This window comes from Streptomyces sp. TRM49041 (assembly GCF_008271805.1).
Lineage (GTDB): Bacteria > Actinomycetota > Actinomycetes > Streptomycetales > Streptomycetaceae > Streptomyces.
Genome location: NZ_VSRY01000114.1, coordinates 1 through 15,450 on the forward strand (window position 1 = coordinate 1; position 15,450 = coordinate 15,450).

Sequence of the window (15,450 nt, forward strand, 5' to 3'; positions counted from 1 at the left end):
GGCGGCCTCGCCGGTCGCGGCGGCCTCGCCGGTCGCGGCGGCGGTCGTCATGGCGGTCACGGTCGGCAACTCCTTCACTCGAATATCGGGCTCCGAGAACCGGGGAATCGTTCCCCGGTTGTCGGCGACACCCATGCAAACGGGGAGACCGTCCCCGGTTATTTCACCCACCCCTGTGACCTGCGTCACCAATGGTTCCCGTTCCCACGAACGGACCATCCGGCGCGCGCACCCGCACCACCCGGAACAGGCTGTTGGGCATGCAACAGGGGACCCGCCGGCCTCGGCGAATACGCGGGACGGTCGCCATCGGCACCGTCACCACCCTCGCTGTCGCAGCCCTGGCCACCGCGAGCTCCACGCTCCACGGCCCGGTCCCCGCCTCCGCCGGCCCCACCGCGGCCCAGCCCGGGACCGAACTCGACCCCGACGCCGACCCCGGCACCGACCCCGGGGCGGAGGCACGCGCGGCGGAGGCCGCCGACGCATCGGGCCTGGCCCCCTGCCGCATCCGGACGACCGCGGGCGTACAGATGTCCGAGGGCGTCCCCACCCCGCCCGGCTACGCGCGCTCCACCGGCGTGGTCCGCGCTCTCAACCTGATGATCGACTTCCCGGACGCGCCCGGGGACGGCCTGGCGATGCGGCGCTTCGCGGAGTTCTTCCCGCAGACCTCGGACTGGTTCGCCACCAGCTCGTACGGGCGCCTGCGCTATGTCCCGTACGTGCCCGTGCAGGGCTGGCTGCGGATGCCGCTACCGTTCCGCTCGTACGGGATCGAGCGCGGCGCCCCGTACGAGCCGGGGTACCGGAAGCTCGTCGAGCACATCGTGGCGGCGGCCGACAAGCGCGTGGACTTCAGCGCGTACGACCTGATCAACGTCCTGGTCACGCCGAACGCAGGCCCCTCGGCGCTGGACACGGTCCTGTCCGTCACGTTCTCCGGGAACGGTGACGCCCCGCGCGCGGACGGCGTGGTGCTCTCCAACACGTCATTCGTGTACAGCCGCCAGGACGACGGCTCGGGTTCGTTCGCGGAGACCGGCTACCGGGTGCTGCCGCACGAGAACGGCCATGCCTTCGGCCTGCCCGACCTGTACACCTCCGAGGGCGGCGCGACGGTCGGCCACTGGGACATCATGTCCGAGGACTGGGGGGCCAACAACGACCTGCTGGGCTGGCACAAGTGGAAGCTGGGCTGGCTGGACAACGACCATGTGCACTGCGCGTCGACGCCCGGCACGCGGGAGTACACGCTCACGCCGCTGGCCAGGCCCGGGGACGGCAGGAAACTGGCGTTCGTGCCGCTGAGCCGTCGCTCCGGGTACGCGGTGGAGGTCCGCACCCGGGAGGGCAACGACGAGGCGGTGTGCGACCCGGGCGTGCTGATCTACCGGGTCGAGTCGGACGTGGACACCGGCCAGGGCCCGGTCACCGTCGCCGACAGCGAGCAGAACAGCGGCGGGTGCACGCGTCACCCCAATGTGCACGCGGAGCTGTCGGACGCGCCGTACGGGCCGGGTGAGACGTTCGAGGACCGGACGGGCCGGGTCCGGATCTCGGTGCTGGGGCAGGAGCGGGACGGGTCGTACCGCATCCGCGTCACCCGCCGCTGAGCACGTCGGCGACTCGGGTGCGCAGCTCGTCCTTGAGCACCTTGCCGGCGGCGTTGCGGGGCAGTGGACCGTCGTGGACGAGGACGTGCGCGGGCACCTTGAACGCGGCGAGGCTCCGCCCGACGTACGCCCGCAGTTCATCCCGCGGGTCGTGCCGCAGCTCGCGCCGCAGTTCATCTGGCAGCCGGCGCCGCAGCTCATCCCGCGGGTCGTGCCGCAGCTCATCCCGCGGGTCATCGGCGGCCGCGCACCCCGCGTCCCGGCCCCGAAGCCGTACGACGGCGGCGACCTCCTCGCCCAGCACGGGGTGCGGGACGCCCAGCACGGCGGCGTCGGCGACGGCGGGGTGGGCGTGCAGGGCGGCCTCGACCTCGGCGCAGTACACGTTCTCGCCGCCCCGGACCACGACGTCCTTGATGCGGTCGACGACGCTGACCCGCCCGTCCTCGCGCACCACGGCCAGGTCCCCGGTCCGGAACCACCCGTCGGCCGTGAACGCCTCGGCGGTCGCCCGCTCGTCCCGCCAGTAGCCGCGCACCAGGCTCTGCCCGCGCAGCAGCAGCTCACCGACCTCGCCGTCGGGCAGCGCGCGGCCGTCGGGTCCGGCGACGCGTACCTCGGTGACGGGAGTGGGGCGGCCGACGCTGTCGGGGCGGCGGCGGTAGGCGTCGCCGTACTGCGCGAGCACCCCGCCGCAGGTCTCGGTGAGACCGTAGCCGTTGCGGGGCTCGATGCGGTCGCCGTACGCCTCGGTGAGGCGGCGGACGATCTCGGCGGGTGCGGAGGCGCCCCCGGTGTTGAAGTTGGTGAGGCTGTCCAGGCCCTTGCCACCGGCGGCGTCGAGCAGCTGGAGCGCGGTGGCGGGGACGCCGGCGTAGTGGGTGACCCGGTGGCGTTCGACGAGCTCCAGGGCCTTGGCCGCGTCCCACTTCCGCATGAGGACGAGGGTGCCGCCGGCCGCCATGACTCCGTACACGGAGGTGAAGGCGGCGGCGTGGAAGAACGGGAAGGTCGTCAACGACACGGGCGGCCTGCCCTGCCCCGGGACGCCCCCGCGTTCCAGCGCGGCCGCGGCGGCCTGGTACCGCGGGTTCAGCGCGGCCCCGACCTGCGCGCGGTGCGTGGCGACGGCGCCTTTGGGGCGGCCGGTGGTGCCGGAGGTGTACAGGATGGTGGCGTCGTCGTCGGGGCTCAGCTCGACGGATGGCGGCGCGACCAGGGGATCCCCCGCGCACATGTCACGGAAGTCGACCCACGGCACCCCGCGCCGCCGCGCCCACTCCTGGACCGTCCTCACGCGCTCGTCGTCGACGAGGAGCACCTTCGGATCGCAGTCGTCGAGCGCGTACGCGCACTCGTCGGCCGTCCACCAGGCGTTGAGCGGCACGGCGACAAGCCCGGCCAGCTGGGTGGCCCAGAACGCGATCTGCCACTCGGGATGGTTCCGCCCGGCCACCACGGCCCGGTCGCCCGGCCGCAGCCCGAACTCATCGGTCAGCCGCCGCGCGAGCCCGCAGGCGGCGGCGAAGAACTCTCGGTATGTGTAGGCGGTCCCGTCCTCACCAAGGAGAAACACCTGGTCACCGAAGGCCCAAGTGACCTCCACGAACTCTCGCAGGGTCCGCGGCCCACCCACGTACTCGAGCCGACCGCCGTCCCCACGCGCCACCTCGAAGGGCGCCCCGGGCGCGGTGAGCACGGCCTCGGCCCGCGATGAAGACTCGACGTACGACACGCCGGGACGCTACAGGACACCCCAGCCGTGCCGCGCGGAGGCCCTGCCCTGCCGCGCCAGCACTCGTCGCCCCACGCCCGTTGCCCTCGCGCTCCGCACCGGAGTGGCGAGAGTGGCGGAAACCGGAAGCCGACCGAGCCTTATGCCGCCTTACGCGGCCTTACACGGCCTGCGTTCCGGGCCGTTTGAAGACCTGCCGACCGTGCCAGAGGACGAACTCCGGGTCGATGGTGGGGCGTCCGGGCCTGGGCGGCGCGACCTGCCGGCCGTGGAGGGCGTCGACGGCCTGACCGGTGCGGCTGCGAGCCACGTACAGCTGCGAGACCTGGATACGGAGGTCGGGCAGGAGGCCGAGGACTCCGAGGTCGAAGAGGGTGTGGTGCAGCGAGCAGAGCGCGAGGCCGTTGTCGACCTCGTCGGGTTGGACCGCCGACGCCGGGGCGGAGGCCGGCGCCCCACCGACAGCACGGTCAGCCCCGGCAACAAGCCGCCCCCAGCATCAGCCACCGCCCCACCGACCCACCCTGATCCGCTACCCTGTCTGGGGCCGCCTCACTGGCGGTCGACGACCTTGCTGAGAGCGGATGGAAACTCACTCAGAGTATTCATTGCGCGTATCCGCACGGCCGCCCCGCCTTCGTAGCTCAGGGGATAGAGCACCGCTCTCCTAAAGCGGGTGTCGCAGGTTCGAATCCTGCCGGGGGCACCATGCAGTACGGCTCTGACCTGGGGTTTATCCCCCAGGGAGGGGCCTCACTCGGCCTCGGACGTCTCGTCCGGGGCCGTTTGCGTGCGCGCTGCGTGAGCGGACGGGGCGGCAGCCCCCGAAATAACCCCCAAACGATCAGCACCATCCGGCACGTCGCGAGGAGCGCGTGCACGCGGGACGAGACGGGCCGCAGCCTCGGCGATCGCAAGATCCGCCTCGGGAAGCAGGCTCGTGTACGTGTCCGCCGTGATGGTGATCGAGGAGTGGCCGAGTATCTCCTGGATGTCCCTTCAAGGCGGCACCGGCCGCGTAGGCTCTATGTGTGGTCGGCAGCTCAAGGGCGAGGTCTGGGAGCGTCGCAGGCGCTTCCGGCGATGCGGGTACTGAATACCGGCGCGGCGTTGCTGCGTACGCAGTGGCATGTGGACTCTCAGGGGTTCCGCTGCCGGGGATCGAGATCCCTCCCGCACTTGCCCGAGTGGCGTCTGTGTCGTTGGAAACCGATGATCCTGTCGACGACATCAGGATCGACTTCGAGTCAGGACAGCGTGCGCTAGTCCAGGCCAAGCGGAGCCTGACCGCCGGCAAGCCCCTTAAAGAAGCCGTGGCCCAGTGGGTGCAGGCCGCCAGGGCTGGACTTGATCCCGCCAGGGATCGCCTGGTGATCGTCTCGGGAACGCTGAGCGGGCCTATGAGAAAGCTGCAGCAAGTCCTGAATCGCGAGCGAACCGACCACCCTGGCTCACCCACGAAAGAGGAGGCCGAGGTCCTGGCGGATGTTCGGGCTCTCCTGGGCGCCTTGGACGAGCCCGAACGTGCCCTGGCCCTCAAGTGCGCAGTGATCTGGGAGCTGCGGGTAGAGGAGCCGGAAGAACCAGAGTCGCAGATGGCCATCGGCCACTTGCGTCATGTTGTGGACAACGACGGGGATGACTCGGCTGGTGGGGCGTGGGCAGCGCTGACGAGAATCGCGGGTCGCACAGCCCGGCTCCGGGGTGGGTACAGGCTCGCTGGCTGGCTGGATGCTCTGCACGGTGAGGGCATCGAAATTAGCAGCACCAAGGGAACCCCGGCGGCCGCGCTGGAGACCCGGCGGCTGGCACTGGAACGGTATAGGGAGCGCCTTGCCCGGGAGGGTACGGAGATCGATCTGCGCTCGCTGGGAGCCGAGTTGCCCAACCTCCCTCTCGCCCAAGCGGACGCGGGCATCAAAGTAGGCACGAACCCGGACGACGACCGGGACGAGAGTGAGCTGATCTGGGCTTTCCTCCGCCGTGGCCGCGCCATTCTGACCGGCTTGCCCGGAGGTGGGAAGACCACTGCGTTGAGGAGTTTGGCGGCGCATCTGGCTTCGGATCGAACTCTGCCTCTGCCCGTGCGGGTATCGCTTCGTGAAGTCAACATGGCGGGTTCGCAAGCGGGTTTCCGGGATCGCCTCGTCGCTGCGGCCGTACGCGAGGATAGGCCGGCAGACCGGAGCGTGCTCACCACCGAAATCAACGAGCGCCTGGACAAGGATGGTGGCATCGCCCTGATCCTCGACTCGCTCGACGAGACCTACGATCAGCGGTCGAGGGTCGTCGGTGAAATATCCGGTCTGGTCGCGGCTGTGCCTGAAGGAGTCTGCATCCTGCTGGCCACCCGCGATGTCGCCTACGGTCAGGCTGCCACGCTCGGATGGCCGACCTTGCGCTTGCGGTCACCATCCACAGCGGAGAGCACGGTGACCGCGGTCCTGACGTTGGCCGCGGCCCAGAGGCTTCCCAAGGCGGCGGACAGGCCGGGCTGGGTTGCCGAGCGCGCGGCATGGGTGCGATCAGCGCTGGCGCAGGACTCCCTGCTGTGTGAGACGCCCCTGATCCCCGTCCTGCTTGCCCTCCTCGCCGTGCGGCGATCAACCGAGGCGCTCCCGAAGCAGCGTGCGACAATCCTCGAAGCAGTCGTGAAAGACATTGTGGCCGACCGCGAGGTGCGGCGCGGCAACGGTCGCACTCTGGGACCGTTGGCGGGCACCGAACTACAGACAGCAACTATGCACGCGTTCACCAGCGAGGCCGCCGAGATCCTGAACAGTCAGGGGCAAGCCGTGAAGGAGTCGGTCGTCGCCGCCATTGCCGCCGATCTCCGTGAGCCCTGGGGACTACCGCCGGCCCGGGCGGCGACTGCGGCGCGTGATGCAGTCCATCTCTTCGACGAAACCGGCATCTTCGTACTGTCCGGCGCCGAGGAAACCGTCGCCCCACGGATCGCACTCTTCGCGGAAATTGGAGACGCCATGCGCATCGTCTCCCGCCCACACGAGATCCCGGATTGGGTCGATGCGCGGATCGCAGGCCAGCAGTTCGAACCACTCGTTCTCGCGTGCACTCTCGACGTGGCCGTAGCTCGCGCCGTCTCAACCGCACTGCACCGAAACCCTGATGATGTCGTACTGGCGAGGTCGCTTGTCCAGGCTGCCAGAGAAGGGGCCGAACTCGACGACGCAACGATCCGACAGATCTGCGAGTGCTTGATCGGTCACGTCGCCCACGGAACCCAGGAGGGGTGGCAGAGCTGGAAGGACCTTCTCGGATTGCCTGTACCGGCTGAGCTTCGTGCATCCGCAGAAGCTGCGGCGACGGAACTCGGTCCCGAGCATGCCCTGGTCGCACTTGCCTCACTGCAGCTTCGCTTCCGCCCGGACTCCTCCGTCGTGGAGGACCCGCAGTTGCTGAAGGACGTGCTTGCCCTGCGAGCGTTGCCACACTGGCCACGATCGGACGGAGACACGACGCTCGACTTCAGAACATGGCTCGCCGACGACAGCTTGACCAGGACACAGGCCGAAGCGGCTAAAGTGCTTTTGGACCATGTCCCGCACACCGCTCACTTGGTCACCGCTTGCGCCTTGGAAGCTCCGGACGGTCTCCAGAAGACACTCAGTCGACTTCTCGCCGAGCGGGGGTTTGACGACGACGTTCAAGCCATTCACGACGCGACGGCACAGAAGCTGGAGGAGCTGGCGAAGTCCTGGTCGTGGGATTACGACGGCTCCTTCTACGCGCACTTCCTCCGGCTCATCGCCGACCACGTGATGACCGACCTTTCGACCACGCAGGCGACCCTCCTCGATGAGCTGGCTGATTTCGTCGAGACGATGGATATGAACACTGGCGGATCGAACCGCCTAAGCAAGCAATCGGACGAAACTCTCCGAGAACTCATCGGCCTGGCAACATCCCTCTACGGTTTCGACCGTGCGATTCTCGCCTCCCAGGCGAAGATCGCCCTGGCTCGAATGGAACGCTCGCAGGACAACGACCCCTACTTCGCACTCTTCGACAACGCACAAGAACGGTGCGCTCCTGATTGGTCCGCCGTGAACGATCCCGAGGCGGCCGTGCGGCTGTTGATCCGACTGCTGACACTCGGCCTCGGTCAGGCGAGGTTCGCGGCAAAGTCACTGTGGAAGGCGCCCATCGCCGAGCAGGCAGCACCGCGATTGAGGGCCCTCCTGCCCAAGTTGAACCCGAGCACGAGACACCAGCGCCTCGCGGCTGTGGCACTGGCATCACTCGCGTCAGGGCCCGAACCGGATTGCTGGATGGACAGCGACAATCCCGTGCTGCGTGCAGTAGCAGCCTCCATGATCACGGTTATGGGCAGGAATTCGCTCAACGACCAGATCCGACAGCTCCTGGACGACCCTGATGGTCACGTTCAGGAGGCAGCCATCAGGAACATCGTCAGGGCCCAGCCACCAGCTCTAATCGAGATCCTAACCAGTGTCACCAGTCGGCCGACGCCGGGCTGGATGTGTCTGAGCTGCCGCACTGTGAATCCCCCTCCTGGGCCCACCTCGTGCTCGAAGGACGATTGCTCGATTGTCGGCGCCAATCCCGCCAAGCTCGCGAGTGAGGCTCTGCGAGAAGCGGAACCCCGTGTGGGGTGAACGGGACGCATACAGGCGCCGCGCTCCACGTTGGCCAGCGGCCCCAGTTGAAACTGTCCTTCTACCGGCAGATCCCAGGCAAGCGCATCGCCATCACCACTGGGCAGCCCAGCTCCGCGTCTTGTGGTGCGTCTACGCGCGTCCAGCGGACTCCTCGTCGGGGGCCGTTGGCGTACGCGGTGCGTCAGCGGACGCTTTGCCAGGTCCCGGCTTTTCTACCGATAGATCAGTACCATCCGGCACGGACTCCTCAGCCTCTTCGGTCTTGGGCTCCACTTCGCGGGCACCGATTCCGGAGACGGCGCGCGCACGCGGGACGAGACGGGCCGCAGCCTCGGCGATCGCAAGATCCGCCTCGGGAAGCAGACTCGTGTACGTGTCCGCTGTGATGGTGATCGAGGAGTGGCCGAGCATCTCCTGGATGTCCTTCAGATCGGCGCCGGCCGCGTGGGCGAGGGTCGCCGCGCCGTGGCGCAGGTCGTGGAGCCGGACCGGCGGGAGGCCGATCTCCTCGTACAGCTCGATGAAGCGGCGGGTGACGTTGGCGGGGTGGAGCAGTTCCCCGTTCTCCCGCGTGAAGACACGGCCGGTCTCCACCCAGGCGGTCCCCCACTTCTCACGCTCCTCGTCCTGCCGAGCGCGGTGCTGGCGCAGGACCTCGACCGTGTCCGCGTCCAGGGCGATGGTGCGCGCACCCGCGTCGGTCTTGGGGTCGTCCTCGTAGACCTCCCAGCCGTCGACGACGAGCTGCTTGGCGACGGTGATGAGACCCGCGTCCAGGTGGGTGTCGGTCCACTTCTGCCCGCACGCCTCCCCACGCCGGAGCCCGCGGAACGCGATCAGGTGGAACAGGGCGTACAGGCGGTCGTCCGCCGCGTGGTCGAGGAAGAGGCCGGTGTGCTCCGGCGTCCAGACCATGACGGACGAGGACTTCTCGCCGGTGCGCTGCCAGTGCAGGACCCGTTCCTCGGTCCACACGAGCGCCTTGGGCCGCTTGCCCGCTTCCAGTTCGACGTGAGCGGCCGGATTGAAGGTGATCATCTGCTGCGCGATCGCGGAGTTCAGAGCGGCGCGCAGGGTGGAGCGGACGCGCTGGCGCGTCGCCGGCCCGACGATGCGGCGGTACGGCTCCATGTCGGCGATGGCCGCCTTCATCGCCTTGCGGCGAGCGCGCGGCTCGCGCCCCTTCCACGGGATGCGGGCCAGGTCCTCGAACGCCTTGCGCCGGGCGGCGTTGCCCTCGGCGATCTCGACGTTGTCCTCCGCAATGGCCTCGAACATCTCCGAGAGATGAGAGACGCGAAGGCGGTCGAGTCGCAGGTGACCGATGCGCGGCTTGAGGTGGACACGGATGTTGCTCTCGTCGCGGCTGATGGCGCTCTGCCGCCCCTTCTTGCCGGCCAGCCACATGTCCAGCCACTCACCGACGGTGAGCCGGCTGATCAGGTCCAAGCCGTGGCTGAGGCGGCGCCGGGTCGACTCGATGTTCGGCAGCGGCGCCTTCTCGGCGGCCACAGTCTCCAGAAGGTGCGCGATCCGGGCCAGGGCTTCGGGATCGTCGGACTCCGCGAGCCCCAGGAGGGCCCGCACGTGGTCGAGATCGGCCTGAGCCTCCTTGAGGGTCTCGTAGCCGGCGCGGCTGAAGGAGCGGCGGGTGCCGTCCTCACGAGGGGGAAGCTCCTGGCGTATGGAGTAGGAGCCGTGCTTGCGGCTGGAGAGCTTGGGGCAGTTCTTGCCGAGCGGCTTGCCGGTCTTGGGGTCGCGGCAGTAGCAACGGCGGTGGGTGGAGCCCTTCAAAGGCGTTCCTCCGGGGTGGGGTCGGTTTCGGGTTCGGGCGGGTCGACGTCGTTCAGCGCGTGTGGCAGGTCGGGTGGAGTGGCGCCCTCTTCACGGAGTTCGCGGCGGAGATGGCGGAGGTTGTACTTGGCGGAAATGGCCTGGTCGGCGTAGGCGGTCCGCTTGCGTTCTGCTTCCTCCCGCTGGGCGCGGCTGGTGGCCTGCTTGGCCGCGAAGCGGGCGTTCTCCTCCTCTTCGAGGGCGGCGAGCGCGGTGCGGACGAGGCTGGCGTGGCGTTCGAAGTCGGGGACGAGGCCGGCGTCGTGCCCGGGCACTTCTGTCTCACCGGTGAAGCGCCGCAAGGCGTCCCAGGTGGGCACGAGCCTCTGGAAGGGGAGTTCCTGGGTCTCCTCGACGTAGCCGACGGGGAAGATCAGGTGGGCCGGGTACGTCTCCAGGGCGGCGGCCAGGACGATGACGTCCACCAGCGGGAGGACGGCACGGCGGCCGGACTCCATGTTGGCGATCACGTTCCGCGGGATGGGGTGCCCCAGCTCCTCGCAGCGGTCCGCCAGGTCCTGTGCGCTCCACCCCATCTCCTTCCTTCGCCGCCGGACTTCTCCGGCCACGTTGGCCTTGACCCGGTCCACCCACTCGGGGAAGTCATCCGCTTCATCGTCCACATCGCATTGTGTCATGCAGACACATTAGCTTCCCCATCATGGTTCTTGCTGGCCTGGAGCCGGACGCGAGAGTCGTGTTCGCCGAGGGCTGTGACGAGAGGGGGCGCCGCGTGCGCGACGACATCGTGGAAACCGGTCCGAAGGGCATGAGTCGGGAGGAGCTGTTGGCCCTGCCGGTGGCCGTTGACCTGGATACGGGCAACCGTGCGCTGAGTCTCGGGCGGAGCAAGGGCTATGAGCTGGCGAAGCGGGGCGAGTACCCGTGCAGGGTCCTGCGGCTGGGGAACGCGTACCGCGTGGTGACGGCCGACCTGCTCAGCCTGTTGGGACTGGCCGCTTGAGAGCGAACGAAGGTAGCAGACGGTTCTGCGCTGAGCTGACACAGAATCGCTGGACTGTCGCCGGGGGTGGACGTACGGTTCGTGGTCCCTCGCGGCGACCTGCTGCCCGCGAGAAGGAGAGGGCCTCCGACGGTGCGACGCCGGAGGCCCGAGCAACCCCGAACGGCCCTGAAGAACCAACCCGGCGGCACGGGCGTGCGAGCCCGCCACCGCCAGACGAGGAGCTGCCCCGTGGAACATCCCGAAACACAGCCCTATTCCGCCCCCGACAAGCGCGAATGGCCGCCGACCGCCCTCCCGGGCAAGCCCGGTGAGTACACCGGTCGGCCTTCTGCCGCCGACGTCACCGAGGACGTACGGGAGGACGAGCCCGTGGAGGAGAAGGCCCCCGAGCCAACCATCGGATCGGCCCTCCTGGACGAACTGCATCAGCAGATAGCGAAGTTCGTAATCCTCCCCTCGCCGGAGGCGCTGGACGCCGTCACGCTGTGGGTGGCGGCCACGCACCTGCAGACGGCGTGGCAGCACGCCCCGCGCCTCGCGGTCGTCGCCCCCGCGAAGCGGTGTGGGAAGTCGCGGCTCCTGGACGTGGTCACCGAGACCGTCCACGACCCACTGATCACGGTCAACGCCTCCGCCGCCGCCGTGTTCCGGTCGATCACCGAGAACCCGCCGACCCTGCTGGTCGACGAGGCCGACACCCTCTTCGGATCGGCGAAGGTCGCGGAGAAGAACGAGGAGATGCGCGGCCTGCTCAACGCCGGCCACCAGCGCAACCGGCCCACCCTGCGGGTCTCCGGCCCGAACCACGAGGTGTCGAAGTTTCCGACCTTCGCCATGGCAGCCCTCGCCGGGATCGGCGACCTGCCCGACACGATCATGGACCGCTCGGTCGTGATCCGGATGCGACGGCGCAGGCCGGGCGAGAAGGTCGCCGAGTTCCGCACCGCACGGGACACCACCACCCTGCACGCCGTGCGAGACCGCCTCGTGGAGTGGCTGGCACCGCTGCATGCCACCGCGATGGACCTCACCCCGGTAATGCCGGTGGAGGACCGAGCCGCCGACACCTGGGAGCCGCTGGTCGCCGTCGCCGACCTCGCTGGCGGCGCCTGGCCCGAGGCTGCCCGCGCCGCCTGCCTGGCGATGACGAGGCACGAGGCCGAGCAGGACCAGGACAACAGCGCCCTGAACATCCGGCTCCTGGCCGACATCCGCCGCGCCTTCGCCGCCGAAGGGAATCCGGCCCTGCTCCGTACCGGCCGCCTGCTCGGCATCCTCAACGAGGACACCGAGTCGCCCTGGCCAGAGTACAAGGACAAGGGCCTGACCGCACGCGGCCTGCAGCTTCTGCTGAAGGACTACGGGATCAGCGCGTCCAGCCACCGCTTCCCCGACGGCTTCCAAGCCAGGGGCTTCGCGCGTGAGCAGTTCGCCGACGCCTGGAACCGGTACTGCCCCGAGCCCGCACCGGCCACCGAGCCGCTGCTCCTGCCAGGACCCACGACCGGCGCCTGACCCGCCACGACCCGTCCCGACCCGTCGCCGTGCAGGTCAGGGCCGGGACGGGTCACCCACCCGTGACGGGTCGACCCGATGTCGCCGCCCCGACCCGTACCCGCCCTGACCAGGCACGCGACGGGTCGCGACAGGTCACCCGCCACGCTCCCCGTCGAGCCCGGCAGCCACGCCCTTCCCCACCTGGAGACCACCCCCTTGCACTTCCCTGCCCCAAGCACCCCGGCAGCGATACGCAGCATCCGCGCCCGCATCGCGCGGCTCACCTCGGCCGCCGGGGACCAGACCCTCAAACAGCACGGCGATCCTGACGACGCTCGCCGAGCACCCGCAACCGCACCCGATGGGGGTCGTCGCGTGAACCGCGCGGGACGCTTCGCCCTCGTCCTCGGCCTGGTGGCCGTCGTCCTCATGGCCTTCCGGGTCTCGTGGAACGCGCTGTCCGACGTGGCCCGCGCCATCGGCGCCGACTCCACCGCCGCCCTGTTCTACCCGATCGTGGTCGACGGGCTCATGGCCCTCGCGCTGATCGCCACGCTCGTGCTGACCGGTGCCGATCGGAAGTTCGCGCTGCGGGTCCTGGCGACCTACACGATCGCGAGCCTCCTGCTGAACTACGTGCACGGCCTCGTACCGGCCCTGCACACCGACTCGATCCAGTGGGGCCGACTGACCGACCAGGACATCGCGAACTGGGCCCTCGTGCTGCTGGCGACCTCGCTCCCGGTCGGGTCGATCTACTTCGGGTCAGACCTCGTGGCCAAGGTGCTGCACCACAACACCGAGTCGGCCGACTCTCCCGAAACGGCCTCTGCCCAGTCGGCCGGCGAGCAGGTCCCGCAGTCGACGCCTGACCGGGCCGAACCGGTCCCCGAGCAGCTGACCGAGTCGACCCCCGTGAAGGCCACCGAGGCACCCGACCTGGGATCGGCCAAGGGAGACAAGTCGACCCCCGCGGCCCGGCCTCCCCGGTCGGCCACCGTGGCGGAGTCGACCGGAGCCACCCGCCGTCGAGCGACCGGCCGGGTCCCCGCCGCCAAGTCGACTACCGACCACACCGGCATCACGCCCGAACTCCTCGACCGGGCCCGACTCCTGACCGCCGACTGGCCCGACAACCAGCTCACCGCCGTGGGACTGCGTACCGAACTACGGATCGGCCAGAAGCCCTCCCGGCTCCTGCGCGACCAACTGCAGGCCGACCGCACCCGTCAAGTCCAACCCGGCACGGACAACGCCTTCGAAGCCGGGTCACTCGCCGAAGCCGCCACTCCCGCGCGCACCGTCTGACCCCGCCCTTCGGCGCATCCCGTGTCCCCGTGCAACCGAGCACGGGGACACGGGGGCCTCACACAGCCAAGCACCCAGCACCCCACGGAGAACCGATCCATGCACGACCCATACCGCGAACTCTCCACCACCCAGCAGGAGACGATCACCCACCTCAACAGCGCAGCAAGTTGTCGGGTAAGGAGTCCTTACCCGGCCTCCGCCCCAGGGGAGGCGGAGGCATCCGGCGCCGAGGGGGCACCGGGGTCGGCCGGCCCGGGGGAGCCGACTCGGGGAGAAGCCACTCAGCTGCTCACGCCACGCCGCCGTCTGCGCGAACCCACGCTGCGTGAGAAGCGCGTCCACCCGCGCTACAGCGACGACGAGTTCGCCCTCCTCGCGACAGCCGCCCGCCTCAGCCGTATGCAGGTCGGCGGCTACGTCGCCGAGACCTCGCTCGCCGCCGCCCGCTCCGACGACCCCACCGCCGCGGTCGCCGACTACCGAGCCATGGTCAAGGCGCTGATGGCCGCCAACCGTGAGCTCGCCGCGATCGGCCGCAACCTCAACCAGCTTGCTTGGCACCTCAACAAGGACGGCGCCTGGCCCGCTTCGGACATCGTGGCGCGGCTGCTTGACCGGGTCGAGGCATCGGTCGACGACATCGACGTGGCCGTTGCCCAGGTGATCTCGGGGCGGTGAGCACGTGATACCGAAGATCATCCTCGGCAAGGGCGCCCGCGCCACGCGCCGCCTCATCGGCTACCTCTACGGTCCTGGCAGCGCCAACGAGCACACCGACGCCCACCTGGTGGCGTCCTGGAACGGCTTCGCCCCCGACCCCGGCCGCAGCCCCCACCGCAACCTGAAGGACGTCGAGGACCAGCTCGCCGCGCAGCTCGACCAGCCCGTGAAGATGCTCGGCGACAAGGCGCCGACGACCACGGTGTGGCACTGCCCGGTCCGGGCCGCGCCCGAGGACCCGATCCTCACTGACGCCCAGTGGGCCGACATCGCCCGCCGGATCGTGGCCGCCGCCGGCATCGCACCCGACGGCGACGACGAAGCCAGCCGCTGGGTCGCCGTCCGCCACGCCGACGACCACATCCACATCGCCGCCACCCTCGTACGCCAGGACGGCCGCCGCCCCCGCCGCGACCACGACATCCGCGCCGTACAACGCGAAGCCCGCACGATCGAAGCCGACCTCGGACTCCGCCGCCTCAACCCCGGCGACGGCACCGCCGCCAAACGCCCCACCAGCAAGGAGCACTTCAAGGCCAAGCGCCAGGGCCAAGACACCACCACCCGCGAGATCCTGCGCATGCGCGTACGCCGCGCCGTGGCCGCCGCCTCCACCGAGACCGAGTTCTTCGCCGTGCTGGAAGCGACCGGCGTGACCGTACGGCCCAAGACCGGACCGTCCGGCGGCGTCCTCGGCTACAGCGTCGCCCTGCCCGGCGACCTCAACAAGCACGGCGAGCCCGTGTGGTTCTCCGGCTCCACCCTCGCCGGCGACCTCTCCCTGCCCAAGATCCGCCACCGCCTCACCGCCACCACCCCCGAACCGGCCGCCGCCCGCCCGGCCGACCCCTGGCACCAGGCCACCGCCGCCACCGAACGCATCCCCCACCACCTCACCCAGGGCAGCGACCACATCGCCCAAGGCCAGCTCGTCGCCCTCGGCGAAACCCTCGACCTGCTCCCCCTCACCGCACCAGCCACCGCCAGGACCGAACTCGAACGCGCCGCCGCCCTCTTCGAGCGCGCCACCCGCTCCCGCATCACCGCCGACCTCGACAGCACCCGCGTCCTGCGCCGCAGCGTCCAGACGATCCTGCGCACCCCCACCGCGACACGCGACGGCGCCGG

The 15,450-nt window shown here is 69.8% G+C and carries 10 protein-coding genes, 1 tRNA gene and 1 pseudogene; 8 read left to right on the top strand and 4 right to left on the bottom strand.

Annotation, left to right across the window (positions count from 1 at the left end; genetic code table 11):
* The first annotated feature begins 260 nt into the window (after positions 1-260).
* Entirely contained in the window at positions 261-1,616 is a 1,356-nt protein-coding gene (locus tag FVS66_RS13490; RefSeq protein WP_149181436.1) for a M6 family metalloprotease domain-containing protein, read from the top strand.
* Here the strand turns inward: FVS66_RS13490 and FVS66_RS13495 are convergent.
* Together FVS66_RS13495 and FVS66_RS36820 are read right to left on the bottom strand one after the other, a co-directional pair.
* Positions 1,603-3,351 carry a class I adenylate-forming enzyme family protein gene (locus tag FVS66_RS13495; RefSeq protein ID WP_149181437.1) on the bottom strand — a complete coding sequence of 583 codons (1,749 nt, stop codon included), beginning with the start codon at positions 3,349-3,351 and terminating at the stop codon, positions 1,603-1,605. The genes FVS66_RS13490 and FVS66_RS13495 overlap by 14 nt on opposite strands.
* Before the next feature lie 160 nt (positions 3,352-3,511).
* A pseudogene (locus FVS66_RS36820) lies at positions 3,512-3,829 on the bottom strand (HNH endonuclease); the annotation flags it as partial.
* 155 nt (positions 3,830-3,984) lie between these two features.
* Here FVS66_RS36820 and FVS66_RS13505 point away from each other — a divergent pair.
* Together FVS66_RS13505 and FVS66_RS13515 are read left to right on the top strand one after the other, a co-directional pair.
* Positions 3,985-4,060: transfer RNA gene (locus FVS66_RS13505), tRNA-Arg, on the top strand.
* A 493-nt stretch (positions 4,061-4,553) separates the two neighbouring features.
* Positions 4,554-7,991: an NACHT domain-containing NTPase gene (locus FVS66_RS13515; protein WP_149181439.1), complete on the top strand. Its 3,438-nt coding sequence runs from the start codon at positions 4,554-4,556 to the stop codon at positions 7,989-7,991.
* A gap of 132 nt (positions 7,992-8,123) precedes the next feature.
* Here the strand turns inward: FVS66_RS13515 and xerC are convergent, their stop codons facing one another.
* The gene (gene xerC, locus FVS66_RS13520) at positions 8,124-9,788 is read right to left on the bottom strand and encodes a site-specific integrase (protein ID WP_149181440.1); all 1,665 of its coding nucleotides are present in this window, start codon (positions 9,786-9,788) and stop codon (positions 8,124-8,126) included.
* Positions 9,785-10,465, bottom strand: a complete 681-nt coding sequence (locus FVS66_RS13525; RefSeq protein WP_262386979.1) for a helix-turn-helix transcriptional regulator — start codon at positions 10,463-10,465, stop codon at positions 9,785-9,787. The genes xerC and FVS66_RS13525 overlap by 4 nt, the downstream gene beginning before the upstream one ends.
* A gap of 131 nt (positions 10,466-10,596) precedes the next feature.
* Between FVS66_RS13525 and FVS66_RS13530 the strand changes: the two genes are divergently transcribed.
* The 5 genes from FVS66_RS13530 to FVS66_RS13550 all read left to right on the top strand — a co-directional run.
* Positions 10,597-10,791 (top strand): hypothetical protein, encoded by a 195-nt coding sequence (locus FVS66_RS13530; RefSeq protein WP_149181445.1) that lies wholly within the window; start codon positions 10,597-10,599, stop codon positions 10,789-10,791.
* A 231-nt stretch (positions 10,792-11,022) separates the two neighbouring features.
* Positions 11,023-12,309: a DUF3631 domain-containing protein gene (locus tag FVS66_RS13535; protein ID WP_187645516.1), complete on the top strand. Its 1,287-nt coding sequence runs from the start codon at positions 11,023-11,025 to the stop codon at positions 12,307-12,309.
* Positions 12,310-12,666: 357 nt separating this feature from the next.
* On the top strand, positions 12,667-13,599 hold the full coding sequence (locus FVS66_RS13540) for a DUF2637 domain-containing protein (RefSeq protein ID WP_262386980.1): 933 nt from the start codon (positions 12,667-12,669) through the stop codon (positions 13,597-13,599).
* A gap of 99 nt (positions 13,600-13,698) precedes the next feature.
* On the top strand, positions 13,699-14,280 hold the full coding sequence (locus tag FVS66_RS13545; RefSeq protein WP_149181442.1) for a plasmid mobilization protein: 582 nt from the start codon (positions 13,699-13,701) through the stop codon (positions 14,278-14,280).
* 4 nt (positions 14,281-14,284) lie between these two features.
* A partial coding sequence (locus FVS66_RS13550; protein WP_149181443.1) for a relaxase/mobilization nuclease domain-containing protein occupies positions 14,285-15,450 on the top strand: 1,166 nt, incomplete at its 3' end.